Source organism: Vagococcus bubulae (genome assembly GCF_003950315.1).
Classification (GTDB): Bacteria; Bacillota; Bacilli; order Lactobacillales; family Vagococcaceae; genus Vagococcus; species Vagococcus bubulae.
Genome location: NZ_NGJT01000011.1, coordinates 45,005 through 64,215, shown reverse-complemented (window position 1 = coordinate 64,215; position 19,211 = coordinate 45,005). Strand labels below are relative to the sequence as shown.

At 34.2% G+C, this 19,211-nt stretch carries 15 protein-coding genes; 1 reads left to right on the top strand and 14 read right to left on the bottom strand.

Annotation, left to right across the window (positions count from 1 at the left end; all coding sequences use genetic code 11):
• Window position 1: 1 nt before the first annotated feature.
• From purQ to CBF36_RS07270, 9 genes are all read right to left on the bottom strand, one after another.
• Window positions 2-682: a phosphoribosylformylglycinamidine synthase subunit PurQ gene (gene purQ, locus CBF36_RS07310; RefSeq protein WP_125957799.1), complete on the bottom strand. Its 681-nt coding sequence runs from the start codon at window positions 680-682 to the stop codon at window positions 2-4.
• Window positions 683-684: 2 nt separating this feature from the next.
• Window positions 685-936, bottom strand: coding sequence for a phosphoribosylformylglycinamidine synthase subunit PurS (gene purS / locus CBF36_RS07305; protein WP_125957798.1), 252 nt, complete (start codon window positions 934-936; stop codon window positions 685-687).
• Between the two features lie 2 nt (window positions 937-938).
• Window positions 939-1,652 carry a phosphoribosylaminoimidazolesuccinocarboxamide synthase gene (gene purC, locus CBF36_RS07300; RefSeq protein WP_125957797.1) on the bottom strand — a complete coding sequence of 238 codons (714 nt, stop codon included), beginning with the start codon at window positions 1,650-1,652 and terminating at the stop codon, window positions 939-941.
• 215 nt (window positions 1,653-1,867) lie between these two features.
• The gene (purB, locus tag CBF36_RS07295) at window positions 1,868-3,163 is read right to left on the bottom strand and encodes an adenylosuccinate lyase (protein ID WP_125957796.1); all 1,296 of its coding nucleotides are present in this window, start codon (window positions 3,161-3,163) and stop codon (window positions 1,868-1,870) included.
• A gap of 14 nt (window positions 3,164-3,177) precedes the next feature.
• The gene (purK, locus tag CBF36_RS07290; RefSeq protein ID WP_125957809.1) at window positions 3,178-4,293 is read right to left on the bottom strand and encodes a 5-(carboxyamino)imidazole ribonucleotide synthase; all 1,116 of its coding nucleotides are present in this window, start codon (window positions 4,291-4,293) and stop codon (window positions 3,178-3,180) included.
• A gap of 1 nt (window position 4,294) precedes the next feature.
• Entirely contained in the window at window positions 4,295-4,780 is a 486-nt protein-coding gene (gene purE / locus CBF36_RS07285) for a 5-(carboxyamino)imidazole ribonucleotide mutase (protein ID WP_125957795.1), read from the bottom strand.
• Window positions 4,781-4,857: 77 nt separating this feature from the next.
• Complete coding sequence (locus CBF36_RS07280) at window positions 4,858-6,258, bottom strand: gluconokinase (RefSeq protein WP_125957794.1); 1,401 nt, start codon at window positions 6,256-6,258, stop codon at window positions 4,858-4,860.
• A 128-nt stretch (window positions 6,259-6,386) separates the two neighbouring features.
• The gene (locus CBF36_RS07275; protein ID WP_125957793.1) at window positions 6,387-9,389 is read right to left on the bottom strand and encodes an ATP-binding protein; all 3,003 of its coding nucleotides are present in this window, start codon (window positions 9,387-9,389) and stop codon (window positions 6,387-6,389) included.
• Between the two features lie 199 nt (window positions 9,390-9,588).
• Entirely contained in the window at window positions 9,589-11,613 is a 2,025-nt protein-coding gene (locus CBF36_RS07270; RefSeq protein ID WP_125957792.1) for a urocanate hydratase, read from the bottom strand.
• Window positions 11,614-11,861: 248 nt separating this feature from the next.
• Here CBF36_RS07270 and hutI point away from each other — a divergent pair, with 248 nt between their 5' ends.
• Entirely contained in the window at window positions 11,862-13,127 is a 1,266-nt protein-coding gene (gene hutI, locus CBF36_RS07265) for an imidazolonepropionase (RefSeq protein ID WP_125957791.1), read from the top strand.
• 80 nt (window positions 13,128-13,207) lie between these two features.
• On the opposite strand, the gene CBF36_RS07260 is transcribed toward hutI, so the two are convergent.
• The 5 genes from CBF36_RS07260 to CBF36_RS07240 all read right to left on the bottom strand — a co-directional run bounded on the left by CBF36_RS07260 (window position 13,208) and on the right by CBF36_RS07240 (window position 19,210).
• Entirely contained in the window at window positions 13,208-14,086 is an 879-nt protein-coding gene (locus tag CBF36_RS07260) for a YitT family protein (RefSeq protein WP_125957790.1), read from the bottom strand.
• A 24-nt stretch (window positions 14,087-14,110) separates the two neighbouring features.
• Window positions 14,111-15,409, bottom strand: coding sequence for a histidine--tRNA ligase (gene hisS / locus CBF36_RS07255; protein WP_125957789.1), 1,299 nt, complete (start codon window positions 15,407-15,409; stop codon window positions 14,111-14,113).
• Between the two features lie 130 nt (window positions 15,410-15,539).
• On the bottom strand, window positions 15,540-17,093 hold the full coding sequence (hutH, locus tag CBF36_RS07250) for a histidine ammonia-lyase (protein ID WP_125957788.1): 1,554 nt from the start codon (window positions 17,091-17,093) through the stop codon (window positions 15,540-15,542).
• A 71-nt stretch (window positions 17,094-17,164) separates the two neighbouring features.
• On the bottom strand, window positions 17,165-18,514 hold the full coding sequence (locus CBF36_RS07245; RefSeq protein ID WP_125957787.1) for an APC family permease: 1,350 nt from the start codon (window positions 18,512-18,514) through the stop codon (window positions 17,165-17,167).
• 84 nt (window positions 18,515-18,598) lie between these two features.
• Complete coding sequence (locus CBF36_RS07240; protein ID WP_165865415.1) at window positions 18,599-19,210, bottom strand: HutD/Ves family protein; 612 nt, start codon at window positions 19,208-19,210, stop codon at window positions 18,599-18,601.
• Window position 19,211: the final 1 nt, after the last annotated feature.

The following is a 19,211-nucleotide window of genomic DNA, read 5'->3' as shown; positions in this document are numbered from 1 at the left end:
GTTATGCCGTCACCTTTCTTAAATGATTTACGATTGATTGAAATAATTTTTTCCCATCAGAGCTACCTAATAAATCTTCCATCGCGCGCTCCGGATGGGGCATCAATCCAATCACATTGCCTTCTTTATTTGTAATCCCTGCAATGTCTTCCACACTGCCATTTGGATTATTTTTTTCGTAAGTAAGTATGATTTGGTTATTCTCTTTTAACTCTTTCAAAGTTTTTTCATCACAATAATAATTTCCTTCACCATGCGCAATTGGTAAAGTTATTAACTCATCTTGTTCGTATTTATTTGTGAACATCGTCTGATTATTGACCACCTTTAATGGTTGCATACCACAAATGAATTTCAGTGATGTATTATTTAATAAAACACCTGGTAAAAGACCTGTCTCTGTTAATATTTGGAATCCATTACACGTACCAAAAACGGGTTTCCCTTCACTGGCAAATTGTTTCACTGCTTCCATCACAGGACTTGATTTAGCAATAGCCCCACATCTTAAGTAATCTCCATAAGAAAACCCACCTGGCAATAAAATAACGTCATAGTTGGATAAATCAGTTGCTCTGTGAGAAACATACTCTGCTTCTTCACCAATCACATCTTGAATAGCTAACAGTAAGTCTTGATCACCATTTGAACCAGGAAAAACGACTACACCAAATTTTGCCATGATTAGTTAACCTCCGTAACAGTAAAGTCATAGGTCTCCATGTTTGGATTAGTTAATAAATTATCACTAATCTTATCAACTTTTGCTTCAGCGTCTTGTTTGTTATCTGCTTTAATCACAAAATCAAATACTTTTCCTACACGAATATCTGACACACCATCTTCACCTAAACGTTTGATAGCTCCTTCAATCACTGAGGCTTGTGGATCTAAAATAGATGCTTTGTAGTTTACATACACTCTTACTTTAAACATGATTATTCTCCTTTTCTTTCGTTTAGTCTTTTTGCCACTTCTTTATAAACGCTCACCAAATCTCCTGTGTCCTTACGATAAACATCTTTATCTAATGACGCTAATGTTTCTTTATCCCATAAGCGACAAGTATCTGGTGTCACTTCATCTGCTAGAATGATTTGTCCGTTGCTATCTCGTCCAAACTCTAATTTAAAATCGACTAACGTCAACCCAATAGACGAAAATAGGTCAATTAATACGTTATTTATTTTCAATGCTTGTTCTTTAATAAATGACACGTCTTCTTTAGAAGCAAGTTTTAAATAGTCAATATGATCTTCATTCATAAAGGGATCATCTAGTGCATCCTCTTTATAGTAAAATTCAAGAATTGGTTTTGGTAAATCTAGTCCCTCTTTTATACCAAATCGTTTTGCAAAACTTCCAGCTGAAATATTTCTAACAACGACTTCAAGAGGAATAATTGTTACAGCTTTAACTAACTGTTCAGTATCACTTAATTGTTTAATCCAGTGATTTTTAATTCCTTGCGTAGTTAAATAATGAAATACCTTGGAGCTAATTTCATTATTCAATTGCCCTTTACCTAAAATTTCATCTTTCTTTTTCCCATTTAATGCCGTCGCTTGATCCAAATAAACTAATCTCAACTCATCTAACTCATCAGTAGAATGTACGCTTTTAGCTTTACCTAAATATAAAATATCTGACATTTAAAACTCTCCCTTTCTTATTAAAGAACATTTAATAACAAACAACAAAATATCATTCATTTATTAAATATATAGTAACAAGAGTTTTTTTTGACGTCAATTTTTTATTAACAATTAAACGATTAAAACTTTTTAATGTTCGTTTTTATAACTATTTTATATTTTTAAAAATAAAAAAAAGCTCGTGAAATTTAATTTCACGAACTTTTAATCTTTTATGATAATCCAACACGATTAAATAAATCGTCTACATGTTTTAAGTGATAGTTATAATCAAAGGCATCATCTAACTCTTCATTAGTTAAAACTGACATAATTTTTTCATCTGACTCAAGCAGTGGTCTGAAATCTGTTTGTTCATCCCAAGCAATAGCCGTTTTAGGTTGAACTAAATCATACGCTTCCTCACGAGACATTCCTTTATCAATTAATTTTAATAAAACACGTTGACTATAAATTAATCCAAAGGTTGCACCCATATTACGTTTCATATTTTCTGGGAATACCGTTAAATTCTTAACAATATTAGTAAATCGTTGTAACATATAATCCAGTAAAATAGTTGAATCTGGAATGATAATACGTTCTGCTGAGGAGTGAGAAATATCTCTTTCATGCCATAAAGACACATTTTCATAAGCAGTGACAACATGACCTCTTAGTACACGTGCTAATCCTGTCATGTTTTCAGAACCAATTGGATTACGTTTATGGGGCATTGCTGAAGAGCCTTTTTGACCTTTTGCAAAAAATTCTTCTACTTCACGTGTTTCAGATTTTTGTAATCCTCTGATTTCGGTCGCAAATTTTTCAATGCTGGTCGCAATTAAAGCGATGGTTGCGATATACTCAGCATGTAAATCACGTGGTAACACTTGTGTTGAAATCTCCTGTGCTCTAATTCCTAATTTATCACATACAAACGCTTCTACTTCCGGTGGCGTATTGGCAAACGTCCCTACTGCTCCACTAATTTTTCCAGCTTCAACACCACGAGCTGCATGATCAAAGCGTTCGATATTACGTTTCATCTCTGAATACCATAAAGCTAATTTAAGGCCAAATGTTGTTGGTTCTGCATGAACACCATGCGTTCTTCCCATCATGACGGTATATTTATGTTCTAACGCTTTTTCTTTGATGACAGTTAAAAAAGCATCTAAATCTTTGCGTAAAATATCGTTGGCTTGTTTCATTAAATAACCATATGCTGTATCAACCACATCTGTACTAGTTAACCCATAATGTACCCATTTTCTTTCTTGACCTAAACTCTCAGACACCGCACGAGTAAAAGCAACCACATCATGACGCGTTTCTTGTTCTATTTCGAGAATTCGCTCAATATCAAATGTCGCATTTTCTCTAATCAACTTTGTATCTTCTTCTGGAATTTCGCCCAAACTAGCCCATGCTTCTGAAGCTAATATTTCTACTTCTAACCATGCTGCATAACGATTTTCATCTGACCATATATTTCCCATTTCTTCGCGAGTATAACGTTCTATCATTGCCTTATCCTTTCTTATTTCCAAACATTCTGTTTTTGAATTTCTTCCAGTGTCTCTAACACACTATTTGATAATATCGTAATGTGTCCCATTTTTCTACCTGGTTTTTCAACTTTTTTTCCATAAAAATGAAAATACCAATCATTTCGCTCTGTAACCAGTGACATAGCTTTTGTTTGCTCATCTCCAATGAGGTTCACCATAATAGCGGATGAAAACAAATCAATCGTTGGCATAGCCCACTGACAAATCCCTAAAATATGCGTATCAAATTGACTTGATGAGCAAGCTTCAATTGTATAATGACCTGAGTTATGTGGTCTAGGAGCTATTTCATTTACTAATAGGTCTTCTGTCTCTGTTACAAACATTTCAATCGCAATAGTTCCACACGCATTTAATTCACTACTAATACGTTTGGCTAATTGGACCGCTTGTTTTTCACAAGCTTTACTCACCATTGCTGGAGCGATACTGGTAAATAAAATATTATTCACATGGTGATTTTCAGCAAGAGGAAACACACTAACTTCTCCATCTAAATTATTAGAAATAATCACTGAGATTTCTTTTTCAAATGACACCCATTTTTCTAAAATACAAGTTGTTTGGTTCAACAATTCAAGACAGTCCTCTATGTCTGAATCAGTTGTTAACACTATTTGTCCTTTACCATCATAACCACCTACAATAGTTTTTAAAACACTTGGAAAGCCGATTATTTGGCAAGCTTCTTTTAACTCATCCAAAGATGATACAATTCGAAATTCAGAGACAGGAATATTATGTTTTACTAGAAATTCTTTTTCAAGTTGTCTATTTTGCGATATTTTTAATAAGTTCGTCCCTTGGGGTAACTTTCCTTTTTCTTCATATTGTTCCAATACATGAGCATCAACATTTTCAAATTCATAAGTTAATACATCTGATGCATCTGCTAATTTTTTTATAGCCAAAGCATCATCATATGGTGCGACAATTTGCCAATCACATACTTGAGAAGCTGGGCAATCTGGAGAAGGATCCAATACACCTACCACAAATCCTTTTTCTTTGGCACTTAATGCCATCATTTGACCAAGTTGACCGCCGCCAATAATTCCAATCGTTTGAGAAGGAAACACTGTCATACTACTCAAAATGTTCACCACTTTCTAAAACAGAATTTCTAAGTGTTTGTCGGTATTCATGTAATTTATGTCGAATCGTTTCATCCGTTATTCCGATAATTTGAGTTGCTAACAATCCTGCATTTTTTGCTCCTGGTTTACCAATAGCCGTTGTAGCAACAGGAATTCCACCTGGCATTTGCACAATTGACAATAACGAATCCATCCCTTTTAACGTTTTCGACTCAACTGGGACACCAATAACAGGCACAGTTGTTAATGATGCAACCATCCCTGGAAGATGAGCTGCTCCACCTGCACCAGCAATAATTACTTTATAGCCATTTTCTTCAGCCTCTTTAGAAAAAGCGAACATTAATTCAGGTGTGCGATGGGCTGACACAATTTTTTTATCATAAGATATATCGAATTCATCTAACACATCACATGCTTCTTTCATCGTATCCCAATCGGACATACTACCCATAATAACCGCAATATCACTCATTATAATTCTCCATTCCTCTTTTTTATCATTGTAACAAGTGATATTTTACCTGTCAAAAATATACGTAGATTTTTATATTATTTTTTTATAATGTTCGTTTCTAGTTCTTTTTTAAATTTTTCATAACTCTTAGTATACAGTTGGTAATTCCCTTCTGTGTAAAAAGTTCGTCGATGATCGGACAATAAATACGTTTTTACTGGATGAATCAAACTAACTGCTCCAAAATTTGGTTCATTATATACAGACTGAACAACATTTTGACCAAATATATCCGCTGCCATCATGGCAAGCAATTCATTCGAGAAGAAGCCACCATTAATTGTAATTTCTCTTGGTTCTAACTCCACAAGTTCACTAATATAGCGTAAATTATATAGTATCCCCTCAACTAAACTTCTCACTAAATGATATTTTGTGTGTTCTAGACTTAAGCCAGTGTACTGTCCTTGTGGTGTTGCCTGCCAAATAGGTGCTCTTTCCCCTGCTAAATATGGGAAAAATAATAGTCCATCACTACCTATTGGAGCTTGACTTAAAGACTCGCTTAGATTTTGAAATATGGATTGTCCACTAAAAAAGACTTCTTCTGCCCAAGTCATAATTTGACCACCATTGTTAGTTGCTCCTCCAACCACCCAATAAGTATCATTTAAGTAATAACAAAATGTTTGGCCAGTTTCATCTAATTCAATTGTTTTAGATAACTTTCTAACTGCTCCACTAGTTCCTATTGTAATCGTGTTTAAAGTTCCATTTGCCACATAACTAGCATAACTGGCTAAACAGCCATCACTTGCTCCAATGTATACTGGTATGTTGGGCGTTAAAAACATCTCATCTGCGACTTGTTCTAACAATGGTGCGGAATAATTAGTATCAACTAAAGTGGCTAAGAGTGACTCATTAATCCCAACTTTCTCCAAAATTTCTTTGTCCCATTTTTTTTCATGGATATTAAATAAACCCGTCGCAGAAGCAATGGAATAATCGACCACAAACTCCCCTGTTAATTGCTCCATTAAATAGTCTTTCATTCCTACCCAACGAGTAACATCTTTAAACCATTTTTCTTTTTGAAAGTGCCCAATTTTAGCAAAAGGAGACATCTCATGAATTGGTGTTCCTGTTTTTCGGTAATAGTTTAAATAATCTTTTTCTGATTTAACTTCATCGATAAAAGGTTTACTTTGTGCATCTAACCAAATATACATTTCTTCATCTTTTCCCTCAACAATTGGCATAATACCATGCATGGCTGTAGTTAATACAAGTGAATCTATTTTGTAGCCTTCTTGTGTCAATGAACGAATCCCTCGTACGATTTGACGATAAATATGGACTGGACTTTGATACACTTTATTTCCTCTACCTGTATAAGTCTCCACTGGTAAACTTAATTGTTCAATAATATTATCTTTTTCAAAAATTTGTAGTTTTATATTTGTTGTCCCAATATCAATTGCTAAAGGATACATACTATATCCACCCTTCTTTTTCGTTATACGTTTATTTTAACATCATTTACTCTCTTTCACTAAACTTCTTAAACATAAAATAAAAAAACCTATTTCTCGATGACTAGTCGACAAATAGGTGCTGTTCATTAATAACAGCTATCGCTTTTTAATTGGTTAATTTCATAAGCATCTTGGTAGACATTTAAATAGTCACAAATCTCTTCAATCGACAAAACACCTTCCAATTCATCATGATGATACTGATGATAGTTAATGTATTTAGCATACTCGATCATCCCAATATCTCGGCAATTTCCCATGCGTTTAGCATGTTTTTCTCCTTGAGTCAGATAAAATTGTGCCTTTTGAACATGATTTTTTTGTGCATATAAAATAGACAAGTAAGCGTCAAGTTTCGCTCGTTTCCAATAAAAATTTAAGCTTGAAAAAATCTCCTCTGCTTTTAAAAAATAGATTTCCGCTTCATCATAATTTTCTAAAGCAAATAGCGCTACTCCCTCATTAATATAAAATATTGTTAAACTAGAGAGTGCTTTATTACTTTGACATAAGGAAATGGCTTTTTCAAACATCTCAACAGCTTCTTTATACTCACCTGAGTTCATTCGGATTTCTCCCAAGTAATTGTAAGCTGCCGCGATACTTACTGAATATTTTTTGCTAATCTCATCTGTTAGCATAAACGTATTGATTGACTCTTGCAATAATTTTTCGGCAACCGTATTATTGCCACTCATCATATGATACAGGCCTTTTAATCTAAGCAAAATACCAATTGATTGATGATTGTTTTCTCTAATGGATAAATCTAGTGCAAGCTCGATATAATAAATCATCTCTTTTGGCTCATTTATTTGAATATAATAATAAATCATTTGCTTATAGCCGTTTAATAAATACGCTTGCTCATTCAACTCTTTTGCTCGATGTAGCACACTTTGAATATTGGATACACCTCTATCATACTCACCATATTTAATTAAAAATCGCCCTTCAAGATACAAGTATTGTAACTGCAACAAATTGTATAAATCAGTCTGTTTGTCTTCTTGACTTAATTGAGATAAACGTTGATTAATTTTTTCAAATTGTTCAGTTGCCCACTCTTTATTGAAACTAAATGGATCAACACCATACTGTCCTTCTACTGGAAATAGCTCGTGATAAAAGCCTAAATATCCTTCAAAATATTTCAGACGATATTTTAATCCTTTTAATTCATCTTTCCCATGTTTATAGTGATAGGCAATCGTATCATATTGCAATATATCATTACCACCCGGTTTTAATTGTGATTCTAAAAACTCTGCAATACGGTGATGTAAAACTCTTTTTTTCGCTAATGATTGTGTCATATAAACAAATTCTCTTAACTTCACATGAGTAAAACTTGTCGCAATCTTATCACGAACCACTTTTTCCACCAAAATATTTTTAGAGACCAGTCGCTCAATCATTGCCACAATGTCATAGCTTGATTTATCTGTTAAAAAAACCAAACTATCAATTAAGGCATAATCATAAAAATAAGAAATAATAGATACTAGTTCTTGCTCTTCTTCCGATAAATATAAGAAACGATTGCGTAAGGCATCTTTCATTTTAACCGTCATTGTATTCAAATTCGTGTTACTTTTTAACAGCGAGACATATTCGATTAAAAAGAATAAATTTCCCTCTGTATGTTGATAAACATTATCAACAATCGTAGTGGTCACATCAACATCAGGTAATTTTTTCCGAATAAATCCATCTGTTTCTTCATAAGAAAATGGCTCCAAATTAATAACAGCTAATTTTCCACTTTGCTTCAATGTATTGATAAACTTATCAAGTGGGTATCGTTCAACGCTTCGTGCTGACATCAAAAACATCGTATTTGTGTGACAATGAAGCATCACTGTTGTCAGTAAATCTAAACTTGATTCATCCATCCACTGTATGTCGTCAAATAAAAAAACTAATTGTTGCTGTTCTGACAACTTGTTAATCGCCTCAATCATCAAATCCGACAACATTTTTTCCTTGTAAGGTTCCGTATCACTATGCGAAATCACATCTAAAAAAGGTTGGGTGAAATTAGGAAAAACTTTTCGAATAACTTTTTGCCAAAGTATGGGGTCAATTAATTCTTGTTCTTCAATCATTTCGCTCAACTGATCAATTATTTTTTTCCATGGACGCAATAAATGTTTTTCTTCTGCTTGATAGCATTGAGTTTCAATCACTTTGAAATCATCCTCTACACTATCAATCGCTCGGTTAATTAAGGCACTTTTCCCTATCCCTGCTTCTCCTCTGACCACTACTGATTGGTAAGGGTGATGTCGTTTAAACGCAGCAAAGTTAACTGATAATTGTTGCAACTCACCTGAACGACCATAAAATAATGAAGAAAAACGTTGATTTTTCGTGGTGTTCTCAGAAACAATTTTCTCAAGAGAAGCATCATAAATTTCTTTTGTCTGTTTATTAGGTGTCACCCCTAATTCTGACTTCAAAAGATTAGATAATTTATGATACACATCCACTACTTTATTATCTCGTCCTTGTTGTTGATAAAACGTCATTAAGTATTGGTAATTAATTTCATTAAATTCATCAATAAACATTAATTGTTCAATAGTTTCTTCTACGTGTTCATTGATCCCTTCAGCTATGTCTTTTTTAATTCGTCGATGTACTGTCTCAACGAATTTTTTTTCATAAAAACTTTTCATACGAACAACCCAGAAGTCAAATCCTTCACATTCTTTTAGATAAAATCCCTTTAAAAACTCACCTTTATAAAGGTAATAATATGTTTCAGAATCTTGTGTAAATTGTTCCACATCACTGGTTAAATTGATTGAATCATTCAACATCAATAATGATTTATTAGGAGAAATAATGAGCTCCATCCCTAAACTTTTATTGGCTTGATAGATAGCATTTCTTAAGTTTTTCTTAGCATTTTTATCACTTTTATCTGGCCATAAAAGTCCTGACAATTCATCTCGGCTGACTGTTTTATTAATCAATAAATAATAAAGCATCGCATTAATTTTCGAGAACGAAAACAACACTATCTCACCATTTAAACTGACTTCTGGTGTTCCAAACAATCGACAATTCAAATAATCTCCCATACTTTAAAACGCTCCCCCACTATTATCATTCTTACCTTTGTCTGTATAAAAAAAGACACACATCATACATCCTCAGTATAATTATACTATTTTATAACATTAAAAGAAATCGTTTTCGACTAAATGATAGAGATAAAAAACCCTCACAATATTCTTGTGAGGGCTATTAGAAATTTGGATAGGAAGTCCACTCTAATCGTTATTTAAATAATTTACTTACAGCTGATTTTACTTTTTCTTCATCAGCTAAGTATGGAATGGTAATGTGATCTGAACCTTTTCTCATTTCATTGTATTCCATTGATGTTTCAATCGCATGGTCATTTCTTGCCCAACTACGACGAGCCACGCCACCCATAGTGTCCCATGCAATAGCAGATTTAATGATGTCATCTGTCAATTCAGAACCATCTAATACTAAACCAAATCCACCGTTGATTGATTTACCAATACCAACGCCACCACCGTTGTGTAGTGCGATTAAACTCATACCACGTGCTGCATTACCTGCATAACATTGTGTTGCCATATCAGCTGTGACATTACTTCCATCTTTAATATTTGATGTTTCACGGAATGGTGAGTCTGTTCCTGATACGTCATGGTGGTCACGACCAATCATGACAGGACCAATTTCTCCACGGCGAACCATTTCATTAAATTTAAGAGCAATATTAACACGACCCATAGCATCTTGATATAAAATACGTGCTTCAGTTCCGACAACTAATTTGTTATCTTCAGCGTCACGAATCCAGTTATAATTGTCACGGTCTTGATAGCGACGAGTTGGATCAATGACTTCCATAGCTGCTCTATCTGTTGCCATTAAATCTTCGTGCTTACGTGATAAACATACCCATCTAAATGGACCATAACCATAGTCAAATAACATAGGTCCCATAATATCTTCTACATATGATGGCCAAATAAATCCATCTTTATCGTCCACACCATTTTTAGAAATTTCTTTAATGCCTGTATCATAGATAGCTTTCATAAATGAGTTACCGTAGTCAAAGAAGTAAGTTCCTTTGCTTGTTAATGATTTAATCACGTTAAAGTGACGAGCTAGAGTGTCATCAATCATTTTTCTAAATGTTTCTTGATCTTCAGCAAGTAAACGAGTTCTTTCATCAAATGTAATACCTACTGGACAGTAACCACCTTCGTACACATTGTGACAAGATGTTTGGTCTGATAATAAGTCAACATGAATGTCATGTTTGTCAACGTATTCAAGTAAATCAACAATATTTCCATGGAAAGCAATAGATGTTGAATCTTTTTTATCTAAATATTCTTTTGCTAAAGTCATTGTTTCTTCTGGTGTTTCAGTCACATGACTAATCCATCCTTGTTCTAAACGAGTATCAATACGAGAGCGGTCAACTTCTGCTACGATTGTCACTGATTTAGCAATTTCACCAGCTTTACCTTGAGCCCCACTCATTCCACCTAAACCAGAAGTGATAAATAATTTTCCAGTTAAATCACCATCATCTGGAATACCTAATTTCAAACGACCTGCATTTAATAATGTATTAAATGTTCCATGAACAATTCCTTGTGGTCCAATATACATCCAACCACCAGCAGTCATTTGACCGTAGTTTGTCACACCCATTTGTTCAGCAATTTCCCAATCATGAATATTATCATATTCACCAACTAGTAAACCGTTTGTGATGATGACTCTTGGGGCATCTTTTTTAGAAGCAAATAGTCCTAATGGATGGCCTGATTCAAGAACCAAGGTTTGTTCATCTGTCATTTCTTCTAAGTATCGTTTAATTAATTGATATTGCATCCAGTTTGAACAAACTTGACCTGTTTCTCCATAAGTCACTAATTCATATGGATAAAGTGCAATATCAAAGTCTAAGTTATTATCAATCATCACTTGCATTGCTTTAGCAGCAGTACATTTTCCTTTGTACTCATCAATTGGTTTACCATGAATACGTTCTTTCGGATACCAACGATAGCCATAAATACGACCTCTTGTTTTTAATTCTTCTAAGAATTCTGGAATCACTTGATCATGAAATTGTTCTGGTACATAACGAAGCGCATTTTTTAATGCCAATTCAGTTTGTGCTTCAGTTAAACGAAATCCTCTATCTGGTGCACGACGAATGCCTTCTTGAAATTCAGGCATGTCAGGTAACACGTCTGGTAATTTAATTGTCATCGCTTTACTAATATCAGTATTTTTAATCATTGTTACTTCCTCCTTAGTTTATCTTACGTTTCTTATTTCTTTTCCTGTAGATATAAGTGAATGAATCATTAAGTTATGGCTTTAGTTTATCCTCCTATAGTCTATTATGAGTCAATTCATAGTTAAAAGTCTCTTTTTTTCTCTTTTTTTTGCAAAAAAATTTTTTTGACTCTTTTTAGATGATACAAGACTACATTATATTCATTAAATGGTTATAATTAGTGTAAGAATAAAAGGAGGAATCATTCATGCAAGCAGATAAACTATTAGTACACTTTAGTCAAATTTTTTCACCCATAGATAAACAACGAGCTCTAAAGGGTTCGGAAATGTCTGAAGCAACCATTATTGAAGATGGTTATATTGCCATTAAAAATGGAAAAATTTTAAAAATCGGTAGTGGTCATCCTGATGAATCACTAATCGGTGAACATACTAAAATTCATGATTACACAGGTAAATTAGCAACACCAGGATTGATTGATTGCCATACACACTTAGTTTATGGTGGTAGTCGTGAAAATGAATTTGCAAAAAAACTCAACGGTGTGTCTTACTTAGACATCTTAAAAGAAGGTGGCGGTATTTTAAGTACTGTTCGCTCAACAAAGAGTGCTTCTTTTGACACACTTTATAATAAATCAAGTCATTTATTAGATGAGATGTTAATCCATGGTGTAACAACTGTTGAAGCCAAAAGTGGTTATGGTCTTGACTGGGAAACAGAAAAAAGACAAATGGAAGTAGTCAAAGAACTCAACCATACCCATCCAATTGACTTAGTTTCAACTTTCATGGCTGCACACGCTATTCCAGAAGAATTTAATGGTGACGGTGATGCATTTATTGACCATATTATTTCAGAAATGCTTCCAAAAGTAAAAGAAGAAAAATTAGCTGATTTCTGTGATATTTTCTGTGAAACAGGGGTATTTACAGCAGAACAATCTCGTCGCTTACTTCAAGCAGCAAAAGACTTAGACTTCAAATTACGTATCCATGCTGATGAAATTGATTCAATCGGCGGAGTAGACGTTGCAGCCGAACTTGAAACAGTGAGTGCCGAGCATTTAATGGCTGCTACTGATGAAGGAATCAAAAAAATGAGTGAATCTGGTGTTATTGGTAACTTACTACCAGGAACAACTTTTAGTTTAATGGCAGATACTTATGCACCTGCTAAAAAAATGTTAGAGGCAGGCATGGCAATTACGTTATCAACAGATTCAAATCCAGGAAGTTGTCCAACAGCTAATATCCAATTTATTATGCAACTTGGTTGTTTCAAAATGCATTTAACACCTATTCAAGTATTTAATGCCGTGACAATCAATGCTGCTTACTCTGTTGGTTTAGGAGATAAAATTGGTAGTTTCACTGAAGGAAAACGAGCAGACATTGCCGTATTTGATGCACCAAATATTGATTATCCTTTATATTTCTTTGCAACAAACCTCGTTCAAGATGTCTACAAAAATGGAGAATTGGTTTCAAAAAATCGTCAAATTGTGTAAGTCTTATTTTTACCTGTCATGTGAAAATGAGTTTATTAAAAAGCCATTCAGTTTGTATTGCTGAATGGCTTTTCTTTTAGCTAAAATTCAAAATCGTCAAATTTCCCAATAGTATGAACATTTTCTGAGATACTAACAAAGGCCTCATTATCCGCTTCTTTAATTGCTTCTTCCAATAATGGCATTTCATAGCGCGTAATAACCGTCAAAAGAACCACTTTTTCACGATGATCATACGCCCCTTCTGCTTCATTTAAAATCGTCACACCTCTAAGCAAACGAACTTTAAGTTCTGCCACCACTTTTTCAGGCTGTCTAGTAATAATTAAGGCTTGCATTTTTTGTTGTTTGGTAAAAATAAAGTCAGTCACTTTTCCACTCACAATGATGGATAACAAACTATAAAAAGCATATGGAAAACCAAATAAATAACCGGCAGCTAACACAATGATTCCATTGATAATCATCGAAATTGATCCTATACTACGACCAGTTTTACGGCGAATGGCAATGATTCCAATATCCAACCCACCTGTGGCAATCCCATTTTTTAGTGCTAACCCTAATGAACTACCACCTATTGCTCCACCAAACAATGCACAAATGATTGGGTCTTTTGTCAAAACAATTTCTGGGACAATGCTAATAGCAATAGACGCTGCTGTAACACTTAATAAAGTAAAAATAACAATCTCTTTATTCATTTTTTTCCAACCATATAATAAAAATGGTAAGTTCAATAAATAATAAATGACAGAGATAGATAAACTTACACCAAACCATTTTTCAACAACCGTGTTAATGATTTGTGAAAAACCAGTAATTCCTCCAGTATAAATAGAAGCTGGGTGCCAAAACATATTAAGTGCAATCGCATATAGCAATGCATACAAAAAGATGACTGTTAATTTACGAGTATAATCAGCAATAGAATTAGAATCTTTGCTAAACTGTTTCATGATAAGTCTCCTCCAACGCTTCTTTTATTCTCCTATGATGTTGTGATAAACATCTGTAAAAGAAGCATAGATATCAGCTAAAGGAACGGTTGATTCCTCGCCTGTTACCATATTTTTAACTCGAACATTTTTCTCTGCCAACTCAGACTCTCCGATAACTAAGACCATTTTGGCATTTAGCTTATCAGCTGATTTGAATTGTGCTTTGGCTTTACGATTTAGAAAATCACGTTCGCAAACAAATCCAGCTTGTCTTGCTGCTTGTGCTAGTTTCAAACTTTCGCAATTTGTTTCTTCACCTAAACCAACGACATACACATCAACATTTGTCGCAGCTGGAATCTCTACTCCTTCTGCTTCCATCGTGATTAATACGCGCTCGATTCCCATACCAAACCCAAATCCTGAATCATGACTATCTGGCCCATTAAATTCTGATACCAATCCATCATAACGACCACCTGCACAAATTGTTGTAATCGCACCATTAAATCCTGGTGCATTACTCATGATTTCAAATACAGTATGATTGTAATAATCCAGGCCTCGAACCATTCGATGATCGACAACATACTCAACACCCATTGCATCAAGCAATGATTTCACTTCTGTAAAGAAGGCATTTGATTCTTCATCAAGATAGTCTAAAATTGAAGGGGCGTTCTCAACGATTTCTTTATCTTTTTTATCTTTACTATCTAACACACGGAGTGGATTAGTATGTAAACGACGTTTTGAATCATCACTTAGTTGATCACTTAATGGTTCTAAGTAATCAATTAACGCTTGACGATAAACCATTCGATTCTCTCTTGTTCCTAATGAGTTAATGACTAATTGTGTGTGCGTCACACCTAAGCGTTTAAAGAAATCAAGTGCAACTAAAATCCCTTCAACATCGGTTGCAGGATTACTACTTCCTAATACTTCTATCCCCATTTGATTAAATTGACGTAGACGTCCAGCTTGTGGGCGTTCATAACGGAACATTGGCCCAATATAAAATGCTTTAAATGGGTTTTGATGCTCTGGACCAAACAATTTATGTTCAACATATGAACGAACCAAAGGAGCTGTTCCTTCAGGTCGAAGTGTAATATGGCGATCACCTTTGTCTTTAAAATCATACATCTCTTTGGTCACAATATCTGTTGATTCACCAACACCACGAGTGATTACTTCAATATGTTCAAACATTGGCGTTCTGACTTCATGAAAGTCATATTTTTTTAATACATCACGAGCAGTTGATTCAACAAACTGCCATTTTTCTGATTCGCCGGGTAAAATATCGTTTGTTCCTTTTGGTTTCTGATATTTCATCGTCATACACCATCCTTTTCTAGTTATATTCATACTACATAAAATTGATTGGATACTCAATAGTTATCAAAACTTATTTACAAATAAAGCTCTGAATCTTAAACAATTCAGAGCTTAGTCATTCATTTAACTATTTTGAAAAATCAAATTCGATTTCTAAATCAACCACTTCTTCAACAGCTTTTAATAATTCACCGTTGATTAAAACATCTGTTGCTTTTTCTAATTCATCATACATTTCAATGTCTTTATCTAAGTCAATAAATTTCACATATTTTCTAAAGACGTCATAAGCGACTTGAGTTCCTTTACCTAACACTCCACGATCTTTGACAAAATCAATCGCTTGACAAGCTGCCATCATTTCAGTCGCTACAATACGACGAGAATTTTTTGTAATATCTCTAGCTGTTCTAGCTGCTGTTGTTCCCATGCTGACAAAATCTTCTTGGTTTTCACAAGAGGTAATTGAATCAACACTTGCTGGATGAGATAAAATTTTATTTTCTGATGCTAATGAAGCAGCAGCGTATTGTGTAATCATAAATCCTGAGTTAACACCTGGGTGTTTCACTAAGAATGAAGGTAAACCACTTAAATTAGTATTCACTAAACGTTCAACACGACGTTCAGACACATTTCCAATTTCTGCTGCACCAATTCCTAAGTAGTCAAATGGTTGTGCCATTGGTTCACCATGGAAGTTACCTCCAGAGATAACATCGCCACTACGAGTAATGATTGGGTTATCTGTTACAGAGTTAATTTCAATTTCAACTTTCTTCTTAACATAAGCCACAGTATCTTTACTTGCACCATGAATTTGAGGCATACAACGTAATGTATACGGATCTTGTACACGTTCAGCTGTCGCTTGAGTTGTTAAGGTACTTCCTTCAAGCATTTGACGAATATTTTTAGCAGTTGCTAATTGTCCACTTTGAGGACGAATAATATGTAATTCTTCATCAAAGGCATTTACAATCCCATTATGCACTTCTAAAGATAATGCTCCGGCAATGTCTGAAAGTTTTAATAATTCAATGGAGTCATGTGTTGCTAATGCTCCGATTGCTGTTAAAACGGTTGTCCCATTAATTAAAGCTAAACCTTCTTTTGCTTCTAAGTGAATCACTTCAACGCCTGCACGAGCCATTGCTTCTTTACCTTCTAGTAATTCACCGTCATAATAAGCACGACCCAATCCTAACATTGGTAATACCATATGAGATAATGGAGCTAAGTCCCCTGAAGCTCCTAAAGATCCTTTTTCTGGAATATGTGGTACAACGCCATTATTTAACATAGCCATTAAGGTTTCAATGGTACTTAAACGAATACCTGAATAGCCTTTTAATAAAGAGTTAATACGAATTAACATAATCGCACGAACTTCATCTTCTCCTAATGGGTCGCCAAATCCACTTGAGTGAGTACGAATTAAGTTTTCTTGTAATTGTCTAGTTTCTTCTTGTGGAATACTTACTTTAACAAGGGAACCAAATCCTGTATTGACACCATATGTTACTTTTTTACTCGCTACAATATCATCAATAATTTTTCTTGATGCGTTTACTGCTTCAATTGCTTCTTGTGATAACGTGATTTTAGCCCCTTTTCTAGCTACTTCTACCACTTGTTCCAATGTTAAATCGTTACCTGTTAATGTAATTACTTCAGTCATTATTACTTCCTCCTAAACTCATTTTCAACTTAATAACTCACTTTATTCACTTAATACCTTTTAATTACTTATTATTCACTCGCTTTTTTACCATTTAATACAAAATAGAATATTGCAGCAATCACGATACCAATACCACCAGCAATTAAACTCTTACTATTGGCACCCATTGCAAGCATCCACACACTAACTGCGACAGCTAATAGTGGAATAACAGGTCCAAATGGCAATCTAAAGGCTGTTTCAACGCCAGGATTTTTCTTACGTAAGAAAATAACGGCAATCGCTGTTGGAATATATTGAATAAATCTAAACACAACACTTAATTCTGCTAATTGTTCGAAACTTCCACTTAATAATAATAAACAAGTTAATACACAAGAGATGATAATTGCCACATAAGGCGCTTCTTTTTTATTTTTCTTAGAAACAATTTTTGGTAGTAATCCTTCATCAGAAATACTTGCACCATAGCGAGGAATCATCATAGAATCCCCAACGTTCAATCCAAGTATTGAGATAAGTGCTCCGATTGAAATAATCCATCTACCAGCAGGTCCTATCATCATCGCAAAGGCATCTTGCACAGGCGCATTTGTTTCTAAAATACCCACACCAAGCATCGCAATTGTTCCAGCAATAATCATAAAATATAAAATAGATACAATACTAATTGATCCAATAATTGCTTTTGGTACATTTTTCTTCGCATTTCTCATTTCACCAGCAACAACAGGTAATGCTTCAAATCCGATAAACGCATAGAATACTGTCATTGAGGTTCCAGCCATTGCTTTAGATAATGTCATACCTTCTTTAAGTTGTAAGAATGGTGTAAAATTCCCCGCATCAAATCCATTTTTTATAAAGAAAATACTCATAAACGTAAACGCAATAATCGGAATCAATTTTGCAATTGTGATGCTTATGGTAAAAATTTTGGATGTTTTAAGTCCAGTACTATTAATAATTGATAATAATATCACTAAAATAACACTAATCGCTTTATTATGACCTTCCAACGCAGGAATCGTTACAATTAATAATTTAGCAAACCCTGCAGCCATTGCTGACCATGCAATAATCGTTACAAACCATCCTAATAATCCAACAATAAATCCAACTAAATCACCAAAAGCCGATTTAGAATACTGAAATGCTCCACCATTTTTATCAAAATAACACGCCACTTCAGCAAAACAAACAGCTAAGAGTAAAACTAATACTGCATCAAAGACCATCGCTAATAAAGAAGCAGGTCCTAAATCACGATAAATCGTTTGTGGCAATAAGAAAATACCTGAACCAACCACTGCATTAATACCATATAACGTTGCACCACTTAAACTAAATTTTGAATCCTCTAAGTCCACTTCGGTTAATTTAATCTCATCAACCGGTGTTTTTGTTTCGGTTATCATAAGGGGCCCCTTTCCGATCAATCTGATCGTTCACTTAATTTGTTCATTTTTTATAAAAATGCTTCCTATCCAAATTAGTTAATATTAGAGCGACTTTTCATTTTTCCAAACAACAACTTCGACAACAGCAGGTGATTGATGTGGTTGATGAGATTCTATACTAATCATCGAAATCGTACGACCCTCTTCTACCATAATACAATCTCCAGCTTCCAACTTTGCAACATGTTCTCCCTCTTGGTCTGTGTATGTCATTAATCCATCTGTTAACAAATAATAAAAATATCTAATACAAGGCAATAATTGTCTTTTTTTTATGCTATCAACAGCAGACATTTCACTTACGTAGGTTGGTTTAAAAATAACGTTAAAGTCTTGACATTTCCCTACGCTTTTTGTTTTATCTGCTCCATCAAACGCATCTACCTCAAACGGTTTCATTTTTTTAGTCACAGTATTAGATAGTGATTCATGTGTTAACTCAAGCGGATGATTCAGTGACATCAACAAACGATTATAGCCAGGTAACGCTGAAAATATACTTTCTTCTACTTCTACAGAAGCTGTAGAAATTCGGTAGTCAAACTTGCCAGGCTCATACTTACCTGTTGGCGGATAGAGAAACACTTGTGTTGTTTCTCCACCACTCCAACAAGATGTTTGATGATCATTTTTTCTTAATAAATGATACGCCATC

Bases quoted from the DNA above. Each gene is read 5' to 3' on its own strand.
- purC (WP_125957797.1), bottom strand. From the start codon at position 1,652: ATGTCAGATATTTTATATTTAGGTAAAGCTAAAAGCGTACATTCTACT.
- purB (WP_125957796.1), bottom strand. From the start codon at position 3,163: ATGATAGAACGTTATACTCGCGAAGAAATGGGAAATATATGGTCAGAT.
- purQ (WP_125957799.1), bottom strand. From the start codon at position 682: ATGGCAAAATTTGGTGTAGTCGTTTTTCCTGGTTCAAATGGTGATCAA.
- purE (WP_125957795.1), bottom strand. From the start codon at position 4,780: ATGAGTGATATTGCGGTTATTATGGGTAGTATGTCCGATTGGGATACG.
- CBF36_RS07280 (WP_125957794.1), bottom strand. From the start codon at position 6,258: ATGTATCCTTTAGCAATTGATATTGGGACAACAAATATAAAACTACAA.
- hutH (WP_125957788.1), bottom strand. From the start codon at position 17,093: ATGACTGAAGTAATTACATTAACAGGTAACGATTTAACATTGGAACAA.
- CBF36_RS07240 (WP_165865415.1), bottom strand. From the start codon at position 19,210: ATGGCGTATCATTTATTAAGAAAAAATGATCATCAAACATCTTGTTGG.
- CBF36_RS07245 (WP_125957787.1), bottom strand. From the start codon at position 18,514: ATGATAACCGAAACAAAAACACCGGTTGATGAGATTAAATTAACCGAA.
- hutI (WP_125957791.1), top strand. From the start codon at position 11,862: ATGCAAGCAGATAAACTATTAGTACACTTTAGTCAAATTTTTTCACCC.
- CBF36_RS07270 (WP_125957792.1), bottom strand. From the start codon at position 11,613: ATGATTAAAAATACTGATATTAGTAAAGCGATGACAATTAAATTACCA.
- hisS (WP_125957789.1), bottom strand. From the start codon at position 15,409: ATGAAATATCAGAAACCAAAAGGAACAAACGATATTTTACCCGGCGAA.
- CBF36_RS07275 (WP_125957793.1), bottom strand. From the start codon at position 9,389: ATGGGAGATTATTTGAATTGTCGATTGTTTGGAACACCAGAAGTCAGT.
- purS (WP_125957798.1), bottom strand. From the start codon at position 936: ATGTTTAAAGTAAGAGTGTATGTAAACTACAAAGCATCTATTTTAGAT.
- purK (WP_125957809.1), bottom strand. From the start codon at position 4,293: ATGACAGTGTTTCCTTCTCAAACGATTGGAATTATTGGCGGCGGTCAA.
- CBF36_RS07260 (WP_125957790.1), bottom strand. From the start codon at position 14,086: ATGAAACAGTTTAGCAAAGATTCTAATTCTATTGCTGATTATACTCGT.